This window comes from Rhodococcus sp. 1168 (assembly GCF_002091955.1).
GTDB lineage: Bacteria > Actinomycetota > Actinomycetes > Mycobacteriales > Mycobacteriaceae > Rhodococcoides.
Window position 1 is genome coordinate 20,235 of the sequence record NZ_MKKY01000090.1, and the last position, 23,708, is coordinate 43,942.

A 23,708-nucleotide genomic window follows, 5' to 3' on the forward strand; every position below is an offset into this window, starting at 1 on the left:
CGTGAAGTTCAGGACTCCGGGCTGACAGCTCGAGACGCCACGACGAACCGTGGACGGCCGGTCAGGTCGGGGTGCGGAGCAACGTCGGTGAATACCCGCCTGCGCTCGAACAATTCTGCGACGCGTTCGCCGTGCGAGTCGTCGTGCTCGACGCCGACTCCCCCGCCGATCCGAAGCCATCGAGCAATGTTGTCGATCATCGGTCCGATCACCGACAGTCCGTCGACGCCACCGAACAGCGCGATGTGGGGGTCGTGATCGGCCACCTCGGGTTCGAGAACGGCATCCTCGGGGATGTACGGAGGGTTGGCGACGATGACATCTACCCGACCGTCCAACTCTGCCAGTAGTGACCGATCGGTGACGTCGCCGTGGTGAAGGGTGATGGGGGTGTCCCCGAGCCTCGCGCGCAAGTCGGCATTGCGTCTCGCCCAGGCGAGTGCCGAAGGGTCGAGTTCGACGGCGTGGACCTGAGCGTCGGGTCTGGCGTTCGCCACGGCAAGGGCGAGTGCTCCCGACCCGGTGCACAGGTCGAGGACCACGGGAGGGCGATGATCGACGCCTTCGAGGAAAGCGAGCGCCCACCCGAGAAGCAACTCGGTCTCCGGACGCGGAACAAACACACCAGGACCGACCTCGACGTCGATATTACCCAGAGCTGTTGTGCCGGTGATGTATTGAAGAGGAATACGCTTCGCCCGTTGAGCGATAGTTTTCTGATAGGCCTCGATGACCTCCGGCTCCACGAGCGGCACGAGGCCCAGCCGACCACGCTCGACACCGATGAGATGCGATGCGAGCAATTCGGCATCGACGCGGGGACTTGGAACCCCAGCAGCCTCGAGCGTCGACGTCGCTTCGAGAATTGCCAGGCGTAGTGGTTTACGGGTCACCGGTACAGCGTGCCATGGCGCCGTGAGGTGAAGAAAAACGCACGGTCAGAGTGCAAGAAGGCGAGGAAACGCCGAAATTATTCGGCCTGCATCCGCGCTTCACGGTCGGCCTTGCCGAGCGCATCGAGCAACGCGTCGAGTTCACCGTCGAGCACGGCATCCAAGTTGTGCGCCTTGAACCCGATGCGGTGATCGGTGATGCGGTTCTCTGGAAAGTTGTACGTGCGAATCCGCTCCGAACGGTCGACGGTACGAACCTGGCTCGCCCGCCCGGCCGCTGCCTCTTCGTCGGCAGCCTCCTCCGCAGCGGCTTGCATTCGCGCTGCGAGCACCTGCATAGCACGGGCCTTGTTCTGCAGCTGTGATCGCTCGTTCTGGCACGTAACAACGATTCCCGTGGGAAGGTGCGTGATTCGTACGGCGGAGTCGGTGGTGTTGACGCCCTGACCGCCCTTACCCGAGGAGCGATAGACGTCTATGCGGAGATCGGTCTCGTCGATTTGCACTGCCTCGACCTCGTCGGGCTCCGGATAGACCAGAATTCCTGCCGCGGAGGTGTGCACTCGACCCTGCGATTCGGTGACCGGCACACGCTGCACGCGATGCACCCCGCCTTCGAACTTCAGTCGTGCCCAAACGCCGTCGAGCGAGCCGGACTTTGCCTTGATCGACAATGTGGCGTCCTTGTATCCGCCCAGATCCGAAACGTTCGCGTCCAGTATCTCGACGCGCCATCCCCGACGTTCGGCGTACCGGAGATACATGCGCGCAAGATCGGCGGCGAACAGCGCGGATTCCTCTCCGCCTTCCCCTGACTTGACCTCCATGACGATGTCGTCGCCATCGTGCGGGTCACGCGGGGCCAGGAGGTCTGCGAGTGTGTGTTCCAAGCGAACTACCGTCGCTTCGAGGTCCGGAATCTCCGCGGCGAACGATGCATCGTCGGCCGCGAGTTCGCGGGCAGCTTCGAGATCGTCCTGGGCGGTGGTGAGCTTGCCGTGCACCGACATGATGGGCGCAAGTTCGGCGAAACGTTTGCCTGCTCGACGCGCCGCCGAGGGATCGTTGTGCAGCGCGGGATCGGCCAGCTGCTGCTCGAGGCCCGAATGCTCGGCGAGAATATCGTCGATTGCCGAAGGCTTTGTCGTCCTCGCCATGATATTTCTCCGTCTTCGATAGATCCACAGTCGCTACACAACACAGTCACCGCATGAAAAAACCGACGCCCGCCCTGCATACTTCGCAGGACGGGCGTCGGCGGAACAGCTATGCGTCGGCTTCGGTCTTCTTGCCAGCGCGCTTTCCGTAACGAGCCTCGAAACGAGCAACGCGACCACCGGTGTCGAGAATCTTCTGCTTGCCCGTGTAGAACGGGTGGCACTGCGAGCAGACCTCGACGTTGATGCGCTCTTTGTCGGTGGTGCTGTGGGTTTCGAAAGTATTGCCGCAACCGCACACAACAGTGGTGAGCGTGTAGTTGGGGTGGATTCCTGCCTTCATGGTGTCCCTTTCAATGGTCGCCGGGTCGCCCTCGCCAATCGAGGACGTGAACCGGAACCGGACTAAGCCGATCAGTATGCCAGACGAAATTCTTGACCCGATCACCGGATCTTTCGCCCGATGTTTCGATGTCGGCAGGTGCAACAACACTCGCACCTGCCGACTTGTTCCCTGCTAGTTGTCGTCGATTCCGCCGGGAGCGGTCTTGGACACCTGCATCAGAAATTCGAGGTTGCTCTTGCTCTTCTTCAGACGATCGACAAGCAGGTCGATTGCCTGGTGCGAGTCCAGCCCGGACAGCACACGCCGCAGCTTGTGCAGCACTGCTGCCTCGTCAGGATTGAGCAGCAACTCGTCCTTACGCGTGCCGGACGGGTTGACGTCGACCGCGGGGAACACACGTCGCTCGGCGATCTTGCGATCGAGCTTGAGCTCCGCGTTTCCGGTGCCCTTGAACTCCTCGAAGATGACGGTGTCGCCGGTGGAACCGGTCTCGACCATTGCCGTGGCGATGATCGTCAGCGATCCACCGTTCTCGATGTTTCGAGCCGCACCGAGAAAACGCTTGGGTGGATACAGTGCCGTCGAATCGACGCCGCCGGAGAGGATTCGGCCCGAGGCAGGTGAACTGTTGTTGTACGCGCGGCCGAGTCTAGTGATCGAGTCGAGGAGGACGACGACGTCCTGGCCCGCTTCTACCAATCGCTTCGCACGCTCGATCGCAAGTTCCGCCACCGCGGTGTGATCGCCCGGTGGGCGGTCGAAAGTCGAGGCGATGACCTCGCCTTTCACCGAACGCTGCATGTCGGTGACTTCCTCGGGACGCTCGTCCACCAGGACGACCATCAGGTAGCACTCGGGGTTGTTGACCGAGATCGCGTTGGCGATCGCCTGCAGAACGCTGGTCTTACCTGCCTTCGGCGGACTCACGATCAGCGCACGCTGACCCTTACCGATCGGCATCACCAAGTCGATGATTCGAGTGGTGAGAATGTTCGGCGTCGTTTCCAGGCGCAGACGCTGGTTGGGGTACAAAGGGGTCAACTTGCCGAACTCAGGGCGCTTGCGTGCTGCCTCGACGTCGCCACCGTTGACCGTGTCCAGACGAACCAACGGATTGAACTTCTGCCGCTGACCGGACTGCTCGCCTTCGCGTGCAACGCGAACCGCGCCTGTCACGGCGTCACCACGACGTAGACCGTTCTTACGCACGAGGTTCATCGAGACGTAGACGTCGTTGGGCCCGGCTAGATACCCGGAGGTACGAACGAACGCGTAGTTGTCGAGGACGTCGAGGATGCCGGCTACTGGTTGTAGGACATCGTCTTCGCGAATCTCGGGCTCACGCTCGCGGCTTTCGCCACCCTCGCCACGATCGCGTCCACGACGACGTTCACGGAACCGACGGCCTCTACGCCCCCGGCCGTCGCCCTCATCGTCCTGGTTGTTGTTGTCTCGGCCGTCGCGAGGACCGTTGTTGCCACCGTTGTTGCCGCTGTTGTTGCTATTGCGGTCTTCGCCACGACCGTCGCTCTGGTTGCGACTGCGGTTGCGGTTGTTCTCGTTACGACTACCCTCGCCACGGTTGTTCTCGCTGCGACTGTCGTTGCGGTTGTTCTCACCACGGTTGCTGTCGGTGCGGGTGTTGCCGTCTTCGTCCGATGAATCGCCGCGACTGCCACGGGAATCGTTGCTCCGCGAGTCGTTGCCCCGCGAGTCGTTGCCCCGGGATTCACTGCGCGAGTCGTTGCCGCGCTCGGAACGCGTCCTTCGTGGTCGCTCGTTGGACGAGGACTCAGACTGATCCGAGTTGTTCGGTGCTCCGTTCGCCGCGGACTGCTCGGTAGCGGTCTCGACTGATTCGGTGGCACCGGACGGCGTTGTGACTTCAGCCTGCGTAGCGGAGTCGTCGAGCGGCAACTGGTCCGGCGCGCCTGCGCGGCGACCTGCAGCTCTACGGCCTCTGGTACGGCGTGGGGCGTCGGTCGCGTCTTCGGCAGGAGCCTGTTCGGCCGACTGCGCGGCAGTTCGGTCGGGCGCAGTTTCGACACGTGCGGGACTGTCGACAACGGGCACCGCGCTCGGAGCGACGGTGGCCGTACTGGGACTCGACAGGGCCTTGTCGGTGTCGGGCTCAGCACCGCCGGACTTGGATGCGCCAGACTTGGAGCCGTCCGACTTTTGTGCACCACTACCAGACTGACGTGCGGAAATGGCGGCGATCAGGTCACCTTTGCGCATGCCGGAGACACTCTTGATTCCGAGTTCGCCAGCAAGGCTGCGTAGCTCGGTGAGCACCATTCCGGACAGGCCAGCTCCGCGGCGCGTCTTGTCAGGGGCGGAGATCAGTTCCGTATCGGTCACGGAGGTCCTTTCCTTCCCTCGCTCGCAGTGTGCGCAGCAGAGGGTTCGTTCCGGAGCACGAAGGTCGTATCGAACCCGGATATTTCCGTTCATGATCGACGCGATTCGGACAGACGACCGACCCGAGACCGTATGCAAACTACGGGAGGGGCCGAGCCAGGTGCATCACGAAACCCGGACGTTGATTCCCCCGAATACTGTGACTTGATTGCCCTGGTGATAACCGGCGTCTGAAGCGCACGATGTACGGACTTTCCTCAGGATAGCCTCCGAGGGCGCAGTCGGCAACAACCGGTTATCAGCGAGTTTCAAGAAATGCAGACACCGTCCGCTACGGCGAGCTCGAGGACCCTTACACCTTCACTCTCGGCCAGCACTTTGAGGTCCTCGGGGAAGGGCACGGTACACAGTGCCAGCACCGTCGGTCCAGCACCGGACAGCACCGCTGCGATACCCCTCGAGCGCAGTGCCGCTATCCACTTCGCAGACTCCGGTAGAGCGACCGACCGTTGCCCCTGATGCAGCAGATCTTCGGTAGCGGGCATCAGAAGATCCGGACGTCGAGTGAGCGCGACGACGGTCAGGGCACCGCGGCTGACATTGAAGGCAGCGTCGCGGTGCGGAACCAGTTCGGGCAGGAGCCCGCGAGTGTGCGACGTCGAGGACCGTTCGGCGGGAACCAACGCTACGACGTGGATGTCCGGATGAACCGCCAATCGGACGGCCGAATACTTTCGTTGTGTGATGCTCGCGCTCGCGTGCTCGCTCCATGACACCACCGCGCCGCCGAGGACGCTGGCGGATGCATTGTCAGGATGGCCCTCGAACTCCGACGCCAGTTGCACGAGCTGATCGAGGCTCAAAGTCAGAGCAGGATCGAGCTTGGCAGCGAGCCCGTTTGCCGCGGCCAAACCCCCGACGACGGCCGACGCCGAAGACCCCAACCCTCGCGAGTGCGGGATTACATTGGTGCACACCACATCCAGGCCATCTGCCCACACCCCCGCGGCTTCGAGTCCCCTCTCGATTGCCCGCACCACCAGATGAGTGGGACCCCAAGGCACGTCGTCCGCACCTTCACCTTGAACACGAATACTCAGCCCGGACGCAGTCGTCGTCACCGAAATCTCGTCGTAGAGGCCCAGCGCTATCCCCAGGGTGTCGAAGCCGGGCCCGAGGTTCGCGCTGGACGCGGGAACCCGGGCCGTCACCGTCAAACCCTGCGGGAGTGTTGTCGTCATGGGCTGAGTCTTCGCCACTAGGCCAGCTCGAGGGCCGACGCGACAGCTACCGGATCGACCGGAATCGGCTCGACCACAGGCATTCCAGCCAGAGCCGTGTCAGGATCCTTGAGTCCGTTGCCGGTGACCGTGCAGACGACGGTCAGGCCACTGTCGAGCCAACCTTCCTTACGCGCCGCAATCAGGCCCGCGATGCTCGCCGCGGACGCAGGCTCTACGAAGATGCCTTCGGTCTTGGCCACAAGGCGGTAGGCCTCGAGGATTTCCTCGTCGGTGGCGGCACGGAAGGCACCGCCCGACTCCTCTTTGGCCGCGACTGCACCGTTCCACGACGCCGGGGACCCGATGCGAATGGCGGTGGCGATCGTTTCGGGTTCGGCGACGGGCGCTCCGTGTACGAGCGGTGCCGCACCCGCGGCCTGCACTCCGAGCATCCGCGGCTTGACCGTGGTGAGGCCGTCCCGGAAGTACTCCGAGTAACCGCGCCAATAAGCAGTGATGTTGCCTGCGTTGCCTACCGGCAGTACATGGACGTCGGGAGCATTTCCCATCGCGTCGCAGATTTCGAATGCCGCTGTCTTCTGGCCTTCGATGCGAACGGGGTTCACCGAGTTGACGAGTCCGATCGTCGGAAACTCTGCGGTGGTCTTGCGTGCGAGTTCAAGGCAATCGTCGAAGTTGCCCTGCACCTGAATGATCTTCGCGCCGTGCATGACTGCCTGGGCAAGCTTGCCCATGGCGATCTTCCCCTGGGGAACGAGGACCGCGCAGCCCATGCCTGCCTTGGCCGCGTAGGCCGCAGCGGAGGCAGAGGTGTTGCCGGTCGAGGCGCACAGAACAGCTTCCTGCCCGCGCGCAAGCGCGTCGGTGACTGCCATCGTCATACCGCGGTCCTTGAACGAGCCGGTGGGATTCAATCCCTCGACCTTCAGATGGACCTCGCAGCCGGTGAGCTCGGACAGTCGCTCTGCATGGATGAGCGGAGTTGCGCCCTCGAGCAGCGTCACTGTCTTCCAGTCGGGACCGATCGCGAGGCGAGAACGATACGCCTCGATCAGGCCTGGCCAAGGGGTGTGGACGCTCATACGGTGGTGCCTTCCAATCGGAGAACGCTTGAAACGGAGGTGACGACGTCCATCTTTTCCAACGCCGACACGGTTTTGGACAACGCGGAATCCGACGCCAGATGAGTGACGACGACCAGGCAGGCACCGTCGCCCGAACCCTGCTGACGCACGGTCGAGATGCTCACGTCGTGGTTGGCGAATTCAGCAGCGACAGTGGCCAGCACGCCTGGGCGGTCGGCTACCTGCATGTTGACGTAATACCTGGTTGTTATATCGCCCATGGGCGCAATCTTGAGCTTTGCGTACTTGGATTCCAGCGGGCCACGGCCACCGTAGAACTTGTTTCGGGCAGCCATGACGAGGTCACCGAGAACGGCAGACGCGGTGGGAGCGCCGCCGGCACCTTGCCCGTAGAACATGAGGCGTCCGGCAGCCTCGGCCTCGACGACGATCGCGTTGAAAGCGCCGTTCACTGTGGCCAGCGGGTGGTCCAGCGGAACCAATGCTGGATACACACGCGCCGAGATTCGGTCCTGGCCATTGGGTGTGGTGATGCGCTCGCAGAGAGCGAGCAGCTTGATGGTGCAGTCGAGCGAGCGCGCCATCTCGAGGTCGGCCGAGGTGATCTTGCTGATGCCTTCACGGTAGACGTCACCTGCCGTCACGCGAGTGTGGAATGCGATCGACGCAAGGATGGCTGCCTTCGATGCCGCGTCGTAGCCTTCGACGTCGGCTGTGGGATCCGCCTCGGCGTAGCCCAATCGCCCTGCCTCGGCCAATGTCTCGGCGTAGTCCGCACCTGTCTCGTCCATCGCGGAAAGGATGAAGTTGGTGGTGCCGTTGACGATTCCGGCCACTTTGTTGACACGGTCGCCTGCGAGGGACTGCATGAGCGGACGGACGACGGGAATGGCACCGGCGACCGCAGCCTCGAAGTACAGGTCGGCGCGCGACTTCTCGGCAGCGTCTGCCAGCTCTCCGGTGTATTCCGCCAGCAGCGCCTTGTTGGCGGTCACCACCGACTTGCCCTTCTCCAGCGCCGCGAGAATCAGCTTGCGCGGTACCTCGATCCCGCCGAGGACCTCGACCACGATGTCGACGTCGTCACGATCCACCAGCGCGGCCGGGTCATCGGTGAGCAAAGCCGGGTCGACTCCGCGATCTCCGTCGATTCGGCGTACGGCAATACCCCGGATCTCTACGGGAACACCGACTCTCGCCTCGAAATCCGACGCGTTCTCGGTCAGTATGCGTACTACTTCGCTGCCGACGTTCCCGAGTCCGAGTACCGCGATGCCTATGGTCTTCTTCGATGTCATGGTTGCACCTCCAAGCTGAGCAGATCTTGCAATGTCTCCCGGCGCAGAACGAGGCGGGACTTTCCGTCTTTCACTGCCACCACGGCAGGTCGAGTAAGCAGGTTGTAGCGGCTGGACATCGAGTAGCAGTAGGCACCCGTCGCAGCTACCGCCAGCAGATCACCCGGGCCGACATCACTCGGCATCCAGGTGTTCTTGATCACCACATCGCCGCTCTCGCAATGCTTTCCGACAACACGCGCCAGAACCCCTTCGGCCGCACTGTCTCGCGAGACAAGCCGGCAGTCGTACTCCGCCTGATACAGCGAGGTACGGATGTTGTCACTCATTCCGCCGTCGACGCTGATGTAGCGTCTGCGCAACGCGGCATCGACGGTGACGTCCTTGATCGTTCCGACCTCGTAGAGCGTCACCGTTCCAGGACCTGCAATGGCGCGGCCGGGCTCGACATCGACCTTCGGAACAGGCAGTCCGACGCGAGCGGATTCGGTCGCGACGATCGACTTCAACTTGGCGGCAAGCTCATCGATCGGTGGCGGATCGTCGCTCGGCACGTACGAAATACCCATGCCGCCGCCGAGGTCGATCGTCGAAATCTGGGCGGTCTTGTCCACGCCGAATTCGGAGACCACCTCGGCCAGCATCCCGATCAGCTTGTGCGCCGCCAGTTCGAATCCGTCGACTTCGAAGATTTGCGACCCGATATGGCTGTGCAATCCCACGAGCCTGAGGTTGCCTGCCCCGAACACTCGGCGGACGGCTTCGAGTGCCGATCCGTCAGCGAGCGAGAAGCCGAACTTCTGATCCTCGTGCGCAGTTGCGATGAATTCATGGGTATGCGCTTCGACTCCGACGGTCACGCGCACCAGGACGTCCTGTACGACGTCCATACCACCGGCGACCGCGTCGAGCCGATCGATCTCGATCATCGAATCGAGCACCACGTGCTCGACACCGGCGGTGACGCCGGCTGTAAGTTCTGCGACGGACTTATTGTTGCCGTGCATGGCAATTCGGTCGGCCGGGAACCCGGCGGCAAGCGCGACACTCAGCTCGCCGCCGGAACACACGTCGAGCGAGAGCCCCTCGTCGGCGACCCAGCGCGCAATTTCCCCGCACAAGAACGCTTTGGACGCATAGTGAACGCGTGCGGGATTACCGAAAGCAACAGCCATTTCCCTTGCACGCGAACGGAAATCGTCTTCGTCGATGACGAACAAGGGGGTTCCGTATTCGGCTGCCAACTCCGTGACCGGTACTCCGGCCAGGGAGACAACGCCGTCGGCGGCGCGTTCGGCGTTGCGCGGATAGACATGCGCGGGAAGCATTGTCATGTCCGACGCAGTTGCCGGCTTCTCGGTCACAGTGTCTCCTATCGGGGTTTCGGCATGCTTCGGTCCGGCGGGATGCGCGCTCACATTCGCTCCGGTGCACTGACCCCGAGCAGAGCAAGGCCATTGGCCAGCACCTGTCTGGTTGCACTACCCAACGTCAAACGTGCGGTATTCACTGGGCCCGGCTCCTCGTCTCCTTGGGGAAGTACCCGACATGCTCCATAGAAACGGTGATAGGCGCCAGCCAATTCTTCCAGGTAGCGGGCAATGCGATGCGGCTCACGCAAGTCTGCGGCACTGGCGACGACTCTCGGGTACTCGCCGATGGTCCGGATCAATTCGCCTTCCTGCTCGTGCGTGAGCAGGCTCAGGTCCGGGTTTTCAGCGGTGACTCCCAGTTCGACGGCGCCGCGAGCGAGCGATGCGAGCCTGGCGTGCGCGTACTGCACGTAATAGACCGGGTTCTCGCTGCTCTCACTGGCCCACAGTTCCAAGTCGATGTCGATGCTCGAGTCGACGGAGGACCGGACCAGGGCGTACCGAGCCGCGTCGACGCCGATGGCATCGACAAGATCGTCCAACGTGATGACCGTGCCCGCGCGCTTGCTCATCTTCACCGCGACACCGTCGCGCACCAGGTTGACCATTTGGCCGATCAGAACCTCGACCGTGTTCGGATCGTCACCGAACGCAGCTGCAGCGGCCTTTAGCCGACCGATGTAGCCGTGGTGATCGGCCCCGAGCATGTAGATGCACAGATCGAACCCCCGGCGGCGCTTGTCCTGGAAGTACGCGATGTCGCCGGCGATGTACGCGGCGTTGCCGTCACTCTTGATGACGACGCGATCTTTGTCGTCGCCGTAGTCGGTGCTCTTGAGCCACCATGCCCCGTCGGCCTCGTACAGGCTGCCGGAATTCTTCAGAAACTCGACGCTGCGCTCGACGGCACCGGATTCGAACAGCGAGTTCTCGTGGAAGTAGACGTCGAAGTCGACGCCGAACTCGTGCAGGTTCTTCTTGATCTGATCGAACATCAGCTCGACGCCGATAGATCGGAACGTCTCGGCCGCGGCGTCCGGGGACAGTGCGAGCGCTTGCGGGTTCTCGGCCAGAACCGCTGCTGCGATCTCACTGATATAGGCACCCGCGTACCCGTCTTCGGGTGCGGGTTCGGCCTTTGCTGCCGCAATGAGCGAGCGGCTGAAGCGGTCGATCTGCGCGCCGTGGTCGTTGAAGTAGTACTCACGCACCACCTCGGCTCCCTGTGCCGAAAGAATGCGGCCGAGGGCGTCACCGACGGCGGCCCACCTGGTACCACCGAGGTGGATCGGACCTGTCGGGTTGGCGGAGACGAATTCGAGGTTGACCTTGACGTTGTCGAGCAACGTTCCGTTGCCGAAGGATGCGCCCTCTGCCAGAGCCTGCGCAACGATCGCGCCCTGCGCATCGGCGGCAAGGCGGATATTGAGGAACCCGGGCCCGGCGACCTCAGCGCTGGCGATCGCGGGCTCGGCGGCAAGTGCTTCCGCAAGCCACCCGGCGAAGTCCCGCGGGTTCGCGCCCGCCTTCTTGGCGACCTGGAGGGCAACATTGGTGGCGTAATCACCGTGCTCAGGGTTGCGCGGACGCTCGACCGTCAACGTCGGGGGAAGCACGGAGACGTCGAGGCCGCGTTGGGCAAGCACCTTCGCGGCGGTCGCGCGTAGCAGTTCGGCAAGGTCGGCGGGAGTCACAGGTAACCATCTTATGGGCTGGAGCATGGCCGGTTCGCAGCCAGTACCTACACCAGACCCACTCGAGACCACTGTCACCGCTGCGGCTCCCTCGAAGGGTCCGCTCGGAGCGGAGAACGTACAGTAGTGGCGCTCTGCGACAACTGTTGCCATCTTGTCGCGGAGCCTGCAGCTTTGTGTGCTCCGGCACACGCCCCACAACGGAAAGAGCGACGACAGCGATGCCCACGGGTGAAGAGAGCGGCGGTCAGGGCAAGAAGTCGGCCGCTAAAGCCAACAAGGCCATCAGAGGCGCAAAGAAGAAGAACAGAGGCATACCAGCCGTCAAGGGCGGATTGGCCAAGAGTGGACCGCAGGTTCCTTGGCTGACCATCGGTGCCGTGGTGGTCATAGTCGGCCTGGTCGCGATCCTGGCCGTCAATCTCTTTCCGAAGTATCAGGACCAGGCCGAGGCGCAGAAGTTCGCGCCCAGCGAGAGCAACCAGGACCCCTCGTCGTCGATCGCCGATGTAGTGAAGATGGACTACCCCGCTGCGCTGCACGTCACTCCCGAGCAACGCGTCGCGTACGACCAGTCGCCGCCATTCGGTGGCCCGCACGATGCTGTCTGGGCTACCTGCACCGGCGTCGTCTATCCGGAAGCCATCCGCACGGAAAACGCAGTGCATGGCCTCGAGCACGGTGCCATCTGGGTCACCTACAACCCCGATGAACTCAGCGAGGACGAAATTTCGCAGCTGGCCGACAAGGTCGACGGCGAGTCGTACATGATGATGTCGCCGTACCCAGGGATGGATACGCCGGTCTCTTTGCAGTCGTGGGGTCACCAGCTCAAGTTGGACAGTGTCGACGACGAGCGAATCGGCCAGTTCATCGCAGCGCTGCGGCTGAACCGTTTCGCATACCCGGAGATCGGCGCGAGTTGCGCGACCATCCCAGGTTCGTTCGATCCGGACGACCCACCGCCGTTCGATCCGTCGGCACCCGGCGCCGACGCTGTGCCGATGGATGGTGCAGGGATCACACCCGACGCGAGTGAGATGTCGGGTGCAGGCACCGCGGGTCTACCGGCCGATCTGCAGCTTCCGAGCGATCTGCAGTTGCCCCCCGAACTGCAGCAGCAGGCTCCGACACCGTGACGTCGGTAGAGGAGCGGCCTCGGGCCGTACGGAGCCAGAAGACGGCGCTGCTGATTCTCGGTATCGTCGCCGCGATTGCGGTCGGTTTCGCACTCGGCTTCCTCGCCCGCACTACGTTTCTCGGCGGGGATGACTCGGTTCCTGCCGCGGACTCGGTCGATGTCGGTTTCGCGCAGGACATGTCGGTCCATCACAACCAGGCGATAGACATGTCCGCTATCGCGTTGACCAATGCCGAGGATCAGCGTGTGAGGACTCTGGCGTTCGACATGCTGACTTCCCAGCAGAACCAGGTCGGTCAGATGCAGGGCTGGCTCGCGGTCTGGGACCGATCCCCCGTGGGCCCAGACGGATACATGGGCTGGATGTCCGGTGACGAGCACGGCCATTCGATGACACCGATGACGCCGGCCGAATCAAGCTCGTTGGCAGCCATGCCCGGCATGGCAACCAACAAGGAGCTGGCCGCATTGCGAAAGGCAACCGGCCCGGCCGTCGACGTGATGTTTCTGCAGTTGATGCTGCGGCATCATCAGGGCGGGCTTGCGATGATGGAATACGCCGCGGATCACGCGGAAACGCCTGCGCTGGTTCGGCTCGCGCAGTCGATGATCTCGACGCAGGAAGGTGAAGCCACGCTCATGAAGCAGATGCTCGCCGAGCGTGGCTCCGAACCACTTCCTTTCAATTAGGTCGACCTTTCGGCTCGCGTCAGCGCGCGGAATACGTCCAGTCGGTCACCTCGGGCATGTCCTCGAGGTGCTCGACGATGTAGCTCGCGTGCCGAATCAACTGCGATGTGCAGAATTTTTCGAGCTCACTGCCATTTTCTGGCACTCGACGCGATCGCCGTAGCGCCTCGAGCACGAGGTGGTACCGGCTCATCTTGTTGAGCACGACCATGTCGAACGGCGTTGTGGTGGTGCCCTGCTCGTTGAACCCGCGGACGTGGAAGCGACCCGCTCCGGTGCGGCCGTGCAGTAACTCGTGGACCGCGCGTGGGTAGCCATGGAATGCGAATACGACATCGGTGTCTGCGGTGAACAGACCCACGAACTTGTCCTCCGGGAAGCCGTGCGGATGCGCATCCGGAGTCATCAACGCCATCAGATCGACGACGTTGACCATTCGAACACGCAGGTACGGAACCCATTCCCGCAAGATCTCCGCCGCCGCAAGTACCTCCTGCGTCGGAACGTCCCCTGCCGCGGCAAGGACGATGTCGGGCTCGTTCGGGGCGCCGTCGGAGTCGGTTTCGGTTCCCGCCCATTCCCAGATCGACGCACCTGCCGCGCAATGTTCGTTGGCCTGCTCGAGCGTCAGATACTGAAGATGGGGCTGTTTGTCGACGACGATCAGGTTGACGTGATCGCGACTGCGCAGGCAGTGATCGGAGATCGACAGTAGCGTGTTGGAGTCCGGCGGCAGCCAGATCCGAACGACCGCGGGTGAGAGCGGGATGACGGCGTCGATCATTCCTGGGCCCTGGTGGGAAAACCCGTTGTGGTCATTTCGCCAGCACGTACTGGTCAACAGGACGTTCAACGACGCGACGGGTTCACGCCACGGCAGATCGGCGGCATGTTGTAGCCATTTCACGTGCTGAATCATCATCGACACGCTGACCATCGCGAACGCCTCGTAGCTGGCGAAAACGCCGTGCCCGCCTGCGAGAACGTATGCCTCCAACCATCCCTCGCACAGGTGCTCACTGAGCACCTCCATGACGCGACCGTCTGCCGAAAGATGATCGTCCCATTCCTCGGTCGGCAACTGCCAGCATCGATCGGTCTCCTCGAACACCGCTGCCAGCCGATTGCTCGACGTCTCGTCCGGGCAGAACAGTCGGAAGTTGCCACCGCCGTCGGGACGCTTGTTGTCGGCGTAGATGTCGCGCATGAGTTCGCCGAGGACCCGCGTCGTCTCGTGGAAGCCGGTGCCGGGCGACTCGATCGCGATCTCGTACTTCTCGAGCGGCGGAATCCGCAGGGGCTGAAGGAGTCTGCCGCCGTTGGCGTACGGCGTCGATCCCATTCTCTTGTCCCCCGAGGGTGCCAATGCAGCGAGTTCGGGAACAAGAGCGCCGTCGGCGTCGAACAGTGCCTCCGGCTCGTAGGAGCGCATCCAAGATTCGAGCTGCGCCAGATGTGCGGGGTTGCTCCGCACCCCGGACAGCGGCACCTGGTGGGCGCGGAAGGTCCCTTCTACCAGGACCCCGTCGACGGTGTGCGGCCCTGTCCACCCCTTCGGGGTGCGCAGGATGATGGCCGGCCATCGCACCTGAGCGGGGGCACCGCCTGATCGTGCCGCATCTTGAATGGCGCGAATCTTGCTGTGCGAGTTTCGTATTGCCTCTTCGAGGGCTGGAAACACGAGGCGGGGATCATCACCGGAAACGACGACCGGGTCCCAACCCTGCCCGTGCAGGAAGTCGACGATGTCCGCGTCTTCGCTGCGTCCGAATACCGTGGGCCCTGCAATTTTTGCTCCGTTGAGATTGAGAATCGGCAGCACCGCACCGTCGCGGCGCGGGTTGAGAAACGCCGGCAACTTCCACGAGCCTGCGAGTGGGCCGGTCTCGGCCTCACCGTCGCCGATCACACACGCCACCGTCAGATCCGGCCGGTCGAACGCTGCACCACCGGCATGTACGAGCGCGTACCCGAGCTCGCCGCCCTCGTGGATACTGCCCGGCGTCTGCACACTCACATGACTGGGAATGCCACCGGGCGAGGAGAACTGACGACACAGACGGTGCACACCCTCGGTGTCCCGCGAGATATGCGGATAGATCTCCGAGTACGTCCCCTCGAGATAGGTCGACGCGACGAGTGCCGGCCCACCGTGGCCGGGGCCCGTCACATACAGCCAGTCCGCGCCGGTGTCCTTGATGTTTCGGTTGAGCAAGGTGTAGATCATCGACAGGCACGGGCTGGTCCCCCAATGCCCCAGCAAACGCGGCTTGATGTGCGCCGCGGTGAGAGGCTCACGCAGCAACGTGTTGTCCTTCAGATAGATCTGGGCCACGGTCAGGTAGTTGGCAGCAGCCCACCACCTTAGATCGAGGTCCAGATCTTCGCTCGAATAGTCGTGATCGGTCACGTGGGTCCTTTCGTCTACGTGCATGCCACAGACTGTCCTCCTACTAGGTCAACACGAGGGTGATTTCAGGTGACGGACAGGATGCGCTAGTCTTGGACCCGCCCACAGGCACGCCGGATTTTCAGCACACACATGTCCGGCGCGCCCCCGTAGCTCAGGGGATAGAGCGTTCGCCTCCGGAGCGAAAGGTCGCAGGTTCGAATCCTGCCGGGGGCACACCTGCGTCACACGCTTTCCTATTGCCACCCTTGATGCAAACATGGGTCGTGGCCGATACCGAACTCGACGATGCTGCATCCGGGCTTTATGCCGTCGATCCACAAGACTTCGTCGCCGCGCGCACAACCGCGGTTGCAGCGGCCAAGGAGTCCGGCAACCGAAAACTCGCAGCCTCGATCGGTAAGCTCCGCAAACCCACGACCGTCGCTTGGATGGTCAATCTCCTCGTTCGCGAAGACCCCGAAGACATCGCCGAGCTGTTCGACATCGGCAACAGCTTGCGCGACGCGCAGCGAAGATCATCGGCCGAAAAACTCAAGGAACTCTCCGCCGCCCGTGCGCAGTCGATTCGTGCGCTGACGCGTCGGGCCGTGGAAATTGCATGCGAACGTGGGCATCCGAGCACGGAGAATGCGGCCCGAGAAGTCGGACAGACATTGGGTGCTGCGCTCGCGGACCCCGAGATCGGCGCACGGGTGCAGGCAGGCCGCGTCTTGGTTGCAGAGTCCTACAGCGGTTTCGGGCCGGCAGTGCTCACCTTGGCACGCGAACCCGAGAACACCGCCGAGGAGCCACAGGCGGGACCGAAAGCCGAAGCGCGTGACGACGCGGCCGACAAGCGCCTCGAGGAAACTCGAGAACAGCTCACCGAGGCCCAGGAGGACGAAGAGTCGGCTCGCGCGGCCGTCGTCTCAGCCGATTCAGTGGCCGAAGCCGCGTCCACGGACCTTTCCGAAAGCAAGGAACGATTGGCCCGCCTCCGTGCCGAACTCCACGACGTCGAGGTCGAGGAGGCGGCGGCCCGCACGGCCGAGAAGTCGGCAGATCGCGAAGCACGACGCCTGCGACGTGTCCTCAACGATGCCGAGGCGAGAACTGCCGAATTGCGCAGCGAGGTTGAGGATCTCGGCCGCTAACCTACCGGTTCGATGATCGTCGTGATGGCGGCGATATCGCCTGCCGGAATGTCGAAATGCTCGGTCACTGCCACCGACATACCGCCGTCGAATTCGAGGGAGAATCGTGTCACAACGCTGGTTCCCCATTCGCGGATCTCTACCTCGCCGATGCCGATGATCGGCGTGTACTGGGCGCCGTTCTCGAGTTCGTCCCTGATGAACGCTCCGGTGTCACCGGTCTGCTGTCCGTTCTCCACACGGCGACACCCGTCGGCGAGACGAACCTTGGTGGCATCGTGACTGAGCAGAGCCTTGATGTATTCACGTGCCATCGCGACGCGACCGGAATCCACCTCGCGCGTGGCATAGGTGGCAATTCCCGCCAGGAGCTGTTGCGCAAGTTCCTGCCTGCAGATCAGCAAGTCCGGAAGGTACGGATGGGACTGGTTGTACCGCAACGGCGTTCCATCGATGCGCGAGCAATGCAGACCCGCGGCGAGTGCGACGCCGACGGGCGCTGCCGAGTCCCATTCCCACTGGCCACCGGAATGCACGTAGGCGTCTACCTCCCCTCGTACGACTGCCATTGCTTTTGCACCTGCCGAACCCATGGTCACGACGTCGGCATCGACCGCGCGCGCGAGATCGTCCATGTAGTAGGGCGGCCGAGAGTCACTGACCACAAGTGTGGGCCTACCGGACTGCGGCGGCGGGCCGGTGACGTCGGCCGTCGAGTAGACGACACCGAGCGCAGGCTGGGCGACTGCCGACGCCGTCATCCCCTGGTCTTTTTCCCACAGGCCCACGTGCACTGCCCAGTCGGTTCGCCCGTCGATGCCGTATTCACGGGAGCCGTCGAGGGGGTCGATGATCCAGACACGGGCTGCATCCAGCCTGCGTAGATCATCGGCCGACTCTTCTGAGAGCACTGCGTCGCCGGGGCGTTCACCTGCCAATCGGCCCAGGATCAGGGCGTCGGCTTCGGTGTCGCCGAGCCTGCCGAGTCCCCGTCCCTGGGTAGTTCGTCCTTCGCGCTCACGAATCTCGAGTAGCAATCGGCCCGCGGACTCGGCGAGGTCGGCGGCGAATCGGGCATCGTCTTCGGCCGAGTGGAGGGCGCTCACGATCCCAACAATTCCACGATCCGAGCGGCCTGTGTTGCCGGATCACCGTCGGAGGCCGCCAGCACCAATTCGGCGTGCTCGGGCGCTTCGTAGGGGTCGTCCACCCCGGTGAAGCCGGTAATCTCACCAGCAATAGCTTTGGCGTACATGCCTTTCGGGTCGCGCGCTGCACAGACGTCGAACGGAGTGTCTACGAAGACCTCGAAGAAGGGCAGTCCGGCCTTCTCGTGCACCTTCCGCACCTCGTCGCGGTCTTCGCGGTACGGGCTGATGAGACAGGCGATCGCGACCACTCCGGCGTCGGCGATCAGTTGGGCGACGGCCCCCACCCGCCGTACGTTCTCGGTACGGTCGGCTGCATCGAACCCTAAATCGGAATTGAGCCCGTGGCGCAGGTTGTCACCGTCCAACCGATATGCCGGCCGGCCCGACGCCACCAGCAGTAGTTCCAGTTCCGCTGCCACGGTGGACTTTCCCGAAGCCGACAAGCCGGTCAACCAGATAGTGGCGCCGAGCGTTGCACGTTCCTCGCGGGCGACACGGGACGAATGCCAGACCACCTTGGCTGCCGACAACGTGGGGCCGGTGATCATCCCGGCGGCGACGGTGGCTCCGGACGACTCGTCGACGAGCAGGAAGCTGCCGGTGACTCGGTTACGTCGGTACGGATCGAACAGGATTGGATTGTGCGTGCGGATCTGCACTCGGCCGATGTCGTTGATACCCAACGATTGTGCAGCTTCGTCACGATGCAGAGTATTGACGTCGAGCCGGTAGTCCAGCTTTTCCACCCGCGCCGGTGTCGACGCCGTGGTGTGCATCAGCACGTACCGGTCGTCACTGCGCAATTGTGCGCCCTCTGCGAGCCAACAGACCATGGCATCGAGCTCTGTTCCGACGAGCGGACGATTGTTGGGACGGCACAGCATGTCCCCACGTCCGACGTCGACCTTGTCCTCGAGTTCGATACATACCGCCGACGGCGCGAACCCCTCTTCGACCGGCGTTCCACCCGGCCCCCACACCGCTGCGATCCTGGTGACGAATCCAGAGGGGAGCGCAACGACTTCGTCCCCGGGTTTGAGAACTCCGCTGGCCACGGTGCCTGCGTACCCCCGGAAGTCGGCATGCTCGCCGGAGCTGTGTTTAGGCCGAACTACATATTGGACCGGGAATCGGGCGTCTATGAGGTTGCGGTCGGAAGCAACGTGGACGTCCTCGAGGTGGTGCAGAAGCGAGCTCCCCTCGTACCAGGGCATCTGCGCGGTGCGATGGACGACGTTGTCCCCGTCGATGGCCGACATCGGTACGAACGTGAGATCGGGTACTTCGAGTTTCATCGCGAATTCGCGGAACTCCGCTTTGATCTCTTCGTACCGAGCGCACGAATAGTCGACGAGATCCATCTTGTTGATGCACAACACGAGATGTCGGATACCGAGCAACGACGAGAGAAACGCATGTCGCTTCGTCTGTTCGAGGATCCCGTGACGCGCATCGACGAGTATCAGCGCAAGATCGGCGGTCGAAGCGCCGGTGACCATGTTTCTGGTGTACTGCTGGTGCCCCGGTGTATCGGCGATGATGAATTTTCTTCTCGGCGTGGAGAAGTAGCGATACGCGACGTCGATCGTGATGCCCTGTTCCCGCTCGGCGCGCAGTCCGTCGGTGAGCAGTGCGAGATCGACTGTGTCGCCGCCACGTTCACGACTGGTCTTCTCCACGGCCTCCAACTGATCCTCGAAGATCGCCTTCGAGTCGTAGAGGAGCCGACCGATGAGTGTCGATTTGCCGTCGTCGACGCTTCCCGCCGTAGCTACTCGAAGCAGTTGCGACATCAGAAGTAACCTTCCTTCTTGCGGTCTTCCATTCCGGCCTCCGATATGCGGTCGTCGGCCCGTGTCGCGCCACGCTCGGTCATTCTGCTGGCCGCGACTTCCAGTACGACGTCGTGCGCATCGGCGGCCGAGGACTGCACACACCCGGTGCAGGTCGCGTCGCCGACGGTACGAAAGCGGACCGTCTCCTCGAAGGGTTCTTCGCCGGGCAGCACCGGGACGAATCTCGAGACTGCCAGGAGCATTCCGGCTCGCGGCACGACCGTTCTATTGTGCGCGTAATAGATGTGTGGGAGTTCGATCTGCTCCGCCTCGATGTACTGCCAGATGTCGAGTTCGGTCCAGTTCGACAGCGGGAACACGCGAAAGTGTTCGCCCCGCCGATGACGACCGTTGTACAACTGCCACAGTTCCGGGCGCTGACGGCGCGGATCCCATTGGCCGTGTTCATCGCGAAAGCTGAAGACACGCTCTTTGGCACGCGCCTTTTCCTCGTCCCGACGGGCACCACCGAACACGGCGTCGAACGAGTTCTCGGCGATCGCGCGTAGCAGTGTCGCGGTCTGGAGTCGGTTACGACTGGCCCCCGGCCCGATCTCCTCGATCGAGCGTCCCGAGTCGATGTCGTCCTGCACGCTGGCCACGGTCAGGTTGACGCCGAAATGCTCGACCGCACGGTCGCGGAAGGACAGGACCTCGTCGAAATTGTGGCCGGTGTCGATGTGCATGACGGCGAACGGGAGCCGGGCGGGCCAGAAGGCTTTGGCTGCCACATGAAGCATCACCACCGAGTCCTTGCCGCCGGAGAACAGCAGCACCGGACGTTCGGCGGTAGCGGCGACTTCACGGAAGATATGGACAGCTTCCGCTTCGAGCGCAGCAAGGTGTGTGAGTTCGTACGAGATCGACATCGGTGAAGCCCTCCGATCACAACGCATCGGTCCATATTTGGACCGGTGCGGTTCAAATCCGTGATCGAAGAATAGAACGTGTTTCAGTATTGGTCAACGGGTCGGCGCACGACCGCCTACTTCTGTCGTGATCGCACCGGCGGCCGCAGCGAGCGCTTGCCCACGCTCGGCAATACCCTCGCCTGAGATCGACGCTCCGACATGCAGAGTCAGCACCAGCGACTGATGACCATGCGCGTCGTACGTCGGGGCCGCGATGACGCTGACCTCGTGCGTAGCGTCGGCACCAGCCTCCTCCGCGCCCAGGTACACCCGCTCACCGAGGCCGGACACCATCTCACCGAGGAGTTCGCGAACCTCCTCCGGAAGATCGTGTGCGGCAACCCCCGCCATGACGGTGTGCAGCCTCTGCCCCACAGCCGTCAGCGTCTCGACGAGATACCCGGTTCTGCGGCACTCGTCGACCACGCGGCGAAGATGAGCGACGTCCATCCGGACGGGCAGTGTCGGTTCACGACCCAGCCACGAATCGAGCCGGTCGTCGGTATCCCACAGCACGTACATGAGCCCTACCGGCGGCGCGAACGGATAGACCTGCCCCACCTTCACGGCAGCCTGCCGCCCGTCGGGACAGGTCAACTCGAGGATGGTGATGCGATCACCGACCACGCCCGAAGCCGTGCACGTCGTGTCGTATCGCGCACTGAGAGCTTCGAGGTGCGTGCGCGCGAGCGGGCCGACCGCGAACCCCCGCTGCGCCGCACGCCCGGCGGCGATCAGCGCGGGACCGAGGCCGTAGGTAACCGAAACAGGGTCGCGAACCAGGTATCCAGCGCCGACCAGCGAGGTCAGGATGCCCAGACAGGTGGGCTTGCTCAGACCCAGTTCACGTGCCAGCGCCGAGAGTCCGAAACGTCGGTCACTCCTGGCAACCATGAAGTCCAGGACCGCGACGACGCGGTCCGTCGGTGGCGAGTTGCGACTACTCATTGACCCTTCCTGGAACACGTTCTATTGTCGACACAGACTTTGTTCTACCACATCGGTACATATTTGTACCACTAAGCACGAGGAGATGGGTGTGCTCACCGATTCACTCGCAGAAGCAATCACAGCGGCCGAAAAGATCATCGAAGACGCTCCGCACATACGAACAGAACAGGACCTGCTCGAGGGATACGACTACCTCGCCGGCAGCATCCGCGCATCCATCCAAATGGCCTGGGCATACGACAAGGACTTCCCGTTCTTCGCGAGCTCGACCGGCCCGTACACGAAGATGGGCCTCGACAACCCCGACACGCTCTACTTTCACGCCAACATTCGAGACGATGCAGAATACATCGTGCGCGGAACACGAGGCACCACAACCGATCTCAGCTTCCAGATACTCAAGGGTGACTACTCCCCCGTCGATGTCCCGGACAGCTTGACCGCCTTCGACGATCGCTCGATCGACATCGCCGACGACGGCTCGTTCGAAGTACACTTCGGTCGCCCTTCCGACCTGCCCAACCACTTCACCCTCGGCGAGGGTTCCTCGATGCTGGTTGTCCGCGAGGTCTACAACGACTGGTCTGCGGCCCGGGGCACGCTCACCATCCATCGAGCAGGCACCTCAGCGGAATCCCCCGCGCCGCCCTCGAAAGAATCTGTGGCGAAACGCTATTCCACCGCCGGCAAGATGCTCCTCGGCCGTATACACACCTTTTTGCAGTTCCCGCAGTGGTTCTACCTCAATCTCGACGTCAACACCCTCACCGAACCGCGGCTCACGCCAGGAGGATTGAGCACCCAGTATTCTTCGGCCGGCCACTACGAACTGCGCGAGGACCAGGCCATGATCATCACGGTGCCCGTGTCCGACGCACCGTATCAAGGGTTCCAGCTGGGCAGCATGTGGTACATCTCCCTCGACTACATCAACCACCAAACTTCGTTGACTGCAGAGCAGGCGCAGACCGATCCGGACGGTTACATCAGGCTGGTGGTCAGCGAACGAAACCCGCAGGTGACCAACTGGATCGAAACGACAGGTCATGCCCGCGGCTACGCACAGTTCCGATGGCAGCGAGTCTCCCGCGAGATGAGTGCGGAAGATGGACCTACCGTGGAAGTAGTCGACTTCGACGACATTTCCTCGCATCTACCGCACTACGACGCGAACAAAATTTCACCGGAGGACTTTGCCCTGCGCATCGCAGCCCGTCGCGACGCTGTCGGACGAAGGATGCTCGGATGACGGGACAACTCGACGGCAAGGTTGTCGTCGTCTCCGGCGTCGGACCATCCCTCGGCCGGTCCATCGCACTGCGCAGCGCCGCCGCGGGTGCCGATCTGGTGCTCGCCGCACGCACCGAAAGCTACCTTCTCGAGGTCGGCAAAGAAGTTGCCGAACTCGGCCGAACGGCCGTCACCGTCGCGACCGACATCACCGACGAAGCTTCTTCCCAGGCGCTGGTCACCCGTGCAGTCGAGGAGTTCGGCCACGTCGACGTACTGGTCAACAATGCGTTCGCGATACCGTCGATGAAGGATCTCGCCCACACCGACCCGGCCGTCATCAGGCAGGGATTGGAACTCTCACTGTTCGGAACGCTGCGCCTCTCACAGTTGTTCACCCCGGCGTTGGCAGAGTCGACCGGTTCGATCGTCATGATCAACTCGGCCGTAATAAGGCACTCGCAGCCCAAGTACGGCGGCTACAAGATCGCCAAAGCAGCATTGCTCGCCATGTCGCAAACCCTGGCCAGCGAGCTGGGCCCGCAGGGAATTCGGGTCAATACTGTTGCGCCCGGCTATATCTGGGGCGAGTCGCTGAAAGGCTACTTCGACCACATGGCGAAGAAATACGGCACCACCAGCGAACAGATCTACGAGCAAACTGCCGCGACGATGGACCTACGACGGCTACCCGAACCCGACGAGATCGCCGACGCCGTCGTATTCCTCGCTTCCCCATCGGCTCGGGCGATCACCGGCCAATGTCTCGACGTCAACTGCGGCGAATACCACCACTAGGAGC

Annotated in this window: 19 protein-coding genes and 1 tRNA gene; 6 read left to right on the top strand and 14 right to left on the bottom strand. The window is 62.9% G+C overall.

Going from position 1 to position 23,708, the window contains the following annotated elements; translation table 11 throughout:
• Positions 1-8: 8 nt before the first annotated feature.
• The 9 genes from prmC to argS form a co-directional block, all read right to left on the bottom strand.
• Positions 9-893: a peptide chain release factor N(5)-glutamine methyltransferase gene (gene prmC / locus BJI47_RS20460; protein ID WP_088945465.1), complete on the bottom strand. Its 885-nt coding sequence runs from the start codon at positions 891-893 to the stop codon at positions 9-11.
• Between the two features lie 77 nt (positions 894-970).
• Entirely contained in the window at positions 971-2,050 is a 1,080-nt protein-coding gene (gene prfA / locus BJI47_RS20465) for a peptide chain release factor 1 (RefSeq protein WP_088945466.1), read from the bottom strand.
• A gap of 109 nt (positions 2,051-2,159) precedes the next feature.
• Positions 2,160-2,393, bottom strand: coding sequence for a 50S ribosomal protein L31 (gene rpmE, locus BJI47_RS20470; RefSeq protein WP_088945512.1), 234 nt, complete (start codon positions 2,391-2,393; stop codon positions 2,160-2,162).
• A 174-nt stretch (positions 2,394-2,567) separates the two neighbouring features.
• Positions 2,568-4,757, bottom strand: a complete 2,190-nt coding sequence (gene rho, locus BJI47_RS20475) for a transcription termination factor Rho (RefSeq protein ID WP_254900715.1) — start codon at positions 4,755-4,757, stop codon at positions 2,568-2,570.
• A gap of 308 nt (positions 4,758-5,065) precedes the next feature.
• On the bottom strand, positions 5,066-5,998 hold the full coding sequence (gene thrB / locus BJI47_RS20480) for a homoserine kinase (protein ID WP_088945513.1): 933 nt from the start codon (positions 5,996-5,998) through the stop codon (positions 5,066-5,068).
• A gap of 17 nt (positions 5,999-6,015) precedes the next feature.
• Positions 6,016-7,083 carry a threonine synthase gene (gene thrC / locus BJI47_RS20485; RefSeq protein WP_088945468.1) on the bottom strand — a complete coding sequence of 356 codons (1,068 nt, stop codon included), beginning with the start codon at positions 7,081-7,083 and terminating at the stop codon, positions 6,016-6,018.
• Positions 7,080-8,384: a homoserine dehydrogenase gene (locus tag BJI47_RS20490; RefSeq protein WP_088945469.1), complete on the bottom strand. Its 1,305-nt coding sequence runs from the start codon at positions 8,382-8,384 to the stop codon at positions 7,080-7,082. Before BJI47_RS20490 ends, thrC begins: the two co-directional genes overlap by 4 nt.
• Positions 8,381-9,802, bottom strand: coding sequence for a diaminopimelate decarboxylase (gene lysA / locus BJI47_RS20495; protein WP_088945470.1), 1,422 nt, complete (start codon positions 9,800-9,802; stop codon positions 8,381-8,383). The genes BJI47_RS20490 and lysA overlap by 4 nt, the downstream gene beginning before the upstream one ends.
• A complete protein-coding gene (gene argS, locus BJI47_RS20500) occupies positions 9,799-11,451 on the bottom strand; it encodes an arginine--tRNA ligase (RefSeq protein WP_088945471.1) in 1,653 nt (550 codons plus the stop codon). Before argS ends, lysA begins: the two co-directional genes overlap by 4 nt.
• A gap of 221 nt (positions 11,452-11,672) precedes the next feature.
• Here argS and BJI47_RS20505 point away from each other — a divergent pair, with 221 nt between their 5' ends.
• Complete coding sequence (locus BJI47_RS20505; protein ID WP_088945472.1) at positions 11,673-12,590, top strand: DUF3105 domain-containing protein; 918 nt, start codon at positions 11,673-11,675, stop codon at positions 12,588-12,590.
• Positions 12,587-13,282 carry a DUF305 domain-containing protein gene (locus tag BJI47_RS20510; protein WP_088945473.1) on the top strand — a complete coding sequence of 232 codons (696 nt, stop codon included), beginning with the start codon at positions 12,587-12,589 and terminating at the stop codon, positions 13,280-13,282. The genes BJI47_RS20505 and BJI47_RS20510 overlap by 4 nt, the downstream gene beginning before the upstream one ends.
• A gap of 19 nt (positions 13,283-13,301) precedes the next feature.
• Here BJI47_RS20510 and BJI47_RS20515 read toward each other — a convergent pair whose 3' ends face one another.
• The gene (locus BJI47_RS20515; protein WP_088945514.1) at positions 13,302-15,692 is read right to left on the bottom strand and encodes a phosphoketolase family protein; all 2,391 of its coding nucleotides are present in this window, start codon (positions 15,690-15,692) and stop codon (positions 13,302-13,304) included.
• A 143-nt stretch (positions 15,693-15,835) separates the two neighbouring features.
• On the opposite strand from BJI47_RS20515, the gene BJI47_RS20520 reads away from it, so the two are divergent.
• Positions 15,836-15,908: transfer RNA gene (locus BJI47_RS20520), tRNA-Arg, on the top strand.
• Positions 15,909-15,958: 50 nt separating this feature from the next.
• Positions 15,959-16,828 (top strand): hypothetical protein, encoded by an 870-nt coding sequence (locus BJI47_RS20525; protein ID WP_088945474.1) that lies wholly within the window; start codon positions 15,959-15,961, stop codon positions 16,826-16,828.
• Here the strand turns inward: BJI47_RS20525 and BJI47_RS20530 are convergent.
• The 4 genes from BJI47_RS20530 to BJI47_RS20545 all read right to left on the bottom strand — a co-directional run bounded on the left by BJI47_RS20530 (position 16,825) and on the right by BJI47_RS20545 (position 21,673).
• A complete protein-coding gene (locus BJI47_RS20530; protein WP_088945475.1) occupies positions 16,825-17,934 on the bottom strand; it encodes a 3'(2'),5'-bisphosphate nucleotidase CysQ in 1,110 nt (369 codons plus the stop codon). The two genes, BJI47_RS20525 and BJI47_RS20530, sit on opposite strands and share 4 nt — an antisense overlap.
• Complete coding sequence (cysC, locus tag BJI47_RS20535) at positions 17,931-19,772, bottom strand: adenylyl-sulfate kinase (protein ID WP_088945476.1); 1,842 nt, start codon at positions 19,770-19,772, stop codon at positions 17,931-17,933. Before cysC ends, BJI47_RS20530 begins: the two co-directional genes overlap by 4 nt.
• Positions 19,772-20,683 carry a sulfate adenylyltransferase subunit CysD gene (cysD, locus tag BJI47_RS20540; protein WP_176224988.1) on the bottom strand — a complete coding sequence of 304 codons (912 nt, stop codon included), beginning with the start codon at positions 20,681-20,683 and terminating at the stop codon, positions 19,772-19,774. The genes cysC and cysD overlap by 1 nt, the downstream gene beginning before the upstream one ends.
• A gap of 93 nt (positions 20,684-20,776) precedes the next feature.
• The gene (locus BJI47_RS20545; protein ID WP_088945478.1) at positions 20,777-21,673 is read right to left on the bottom strand and encodes an IclR family transcriptional regulator; all 897 of its coding nucleotides are present in this window, start codon (positions 21,671-21,673) and stop codon (positions 20,777-20,779) included.
• A gap of 91 nt (positions 21,674-21,764) precedes the next feature.
• On the opposite strand from BJI47_RS20545, the gene BJI47_RS20550 reads away from it, so the two are divergent.
• The gene (locus BJI47_RS20550) at positions 21,765-22,925 is read left to right on the top strand and encodes a hypothetical protein (protein ID WP_088945515.1); all 1,161 of its coding nucleotides are present in this window, start codon (positions 21,765-21,767) and stop codon (positions 22,923-22,925) included.
• Positions 22,922-23,704: an SDR family oxidoreductase gene (locus tag BJI47_RS20555; protein ID WP_088945479.1), complete on the top strand. Its 783-nt coding sequence runs from the start codon at positions 22,922-22,924 to the stop codon at positions 23,702-23,704. Before BJI47_RS20550 ends, BJI47_RS20555 begins: the two co-directional genes overlap by 4 nt.
• Positions 23,705-23,708 lie beyond the last annotated feature (4 nt).

Excerpts from the sequence above, each read along its gene's own strand:
- prfA (WP_088945466.1), bottom strand. The coding sequence starts at position 2,050 with ATGGCGAGGACGACAAAGCCTTCGGCAATCGACGATATTCTCGCCGAG.
- rpmE (WP_088945512.1), bottom strand. The coding sequence starts at position 2,393 with ATGAAGGCAGGAATCCACCCCAACTACACGCTCACCACTGTTGTGTGC.
- thrB (WP_088945513.1), bottom strand. The coding sequence starts at position 5,998 with ATGACGACAACACTCCCGCAGGGTTTGACGGTGACGGCCCGGGTTCCC.
- thrC (WP_088945468.1), bottom strand. The coding sequence starts at position 7,083 with ATGAGCGTCCACACCCCTTGGCCAGGCCTGATCGAGGCGTATCGTTCT.
- BJI47_RS20490 (WP_088945469.1), bottom strand. The coding sequence starts at position 8,384 with ATGACATCGAAGAAGACCATAGGCATCGCGGTACTCGGACTCGGGAAC.
- BJI47_RS20505 (WP_088945472.1), top strand. The coding sequence starts at position 11,673 with ATGCCCACGGGTGAAGAGAGCGGCGGTCAGGGCAAGAAGTCGGCCGCT.
- cysC (WP_088945476.1), bottom strand. The coding sequence starts at position 19,772 with ATGTCGCAACTGCTTCGAGTAGCTACGGCGGGAAGCGTCGACGACGGC.
- cysD (WP_176224988.1), bottom strand. The coding sequence starts at position 20,683 with ATGTCGATCTCGTACGAACTCACACACCTTGCTGCGCTCGAAGCGGAA.
- BJI47_RS20545 (WP_088945478.1), bottom strand. The coding sequence starts at position 21,673 with ATGAGTAGTCGCAACTCGCCACCGACGGACCGCGTCGTCGCGGTCCTG.
- BJI47_RS20555 (WP_088945479.1), top strand. The coding sequence starts at position 22,922 with ATGACGGGACAACTCGACGGCAAGGTTGTCGTCGTCTCCGGCGTCGGA.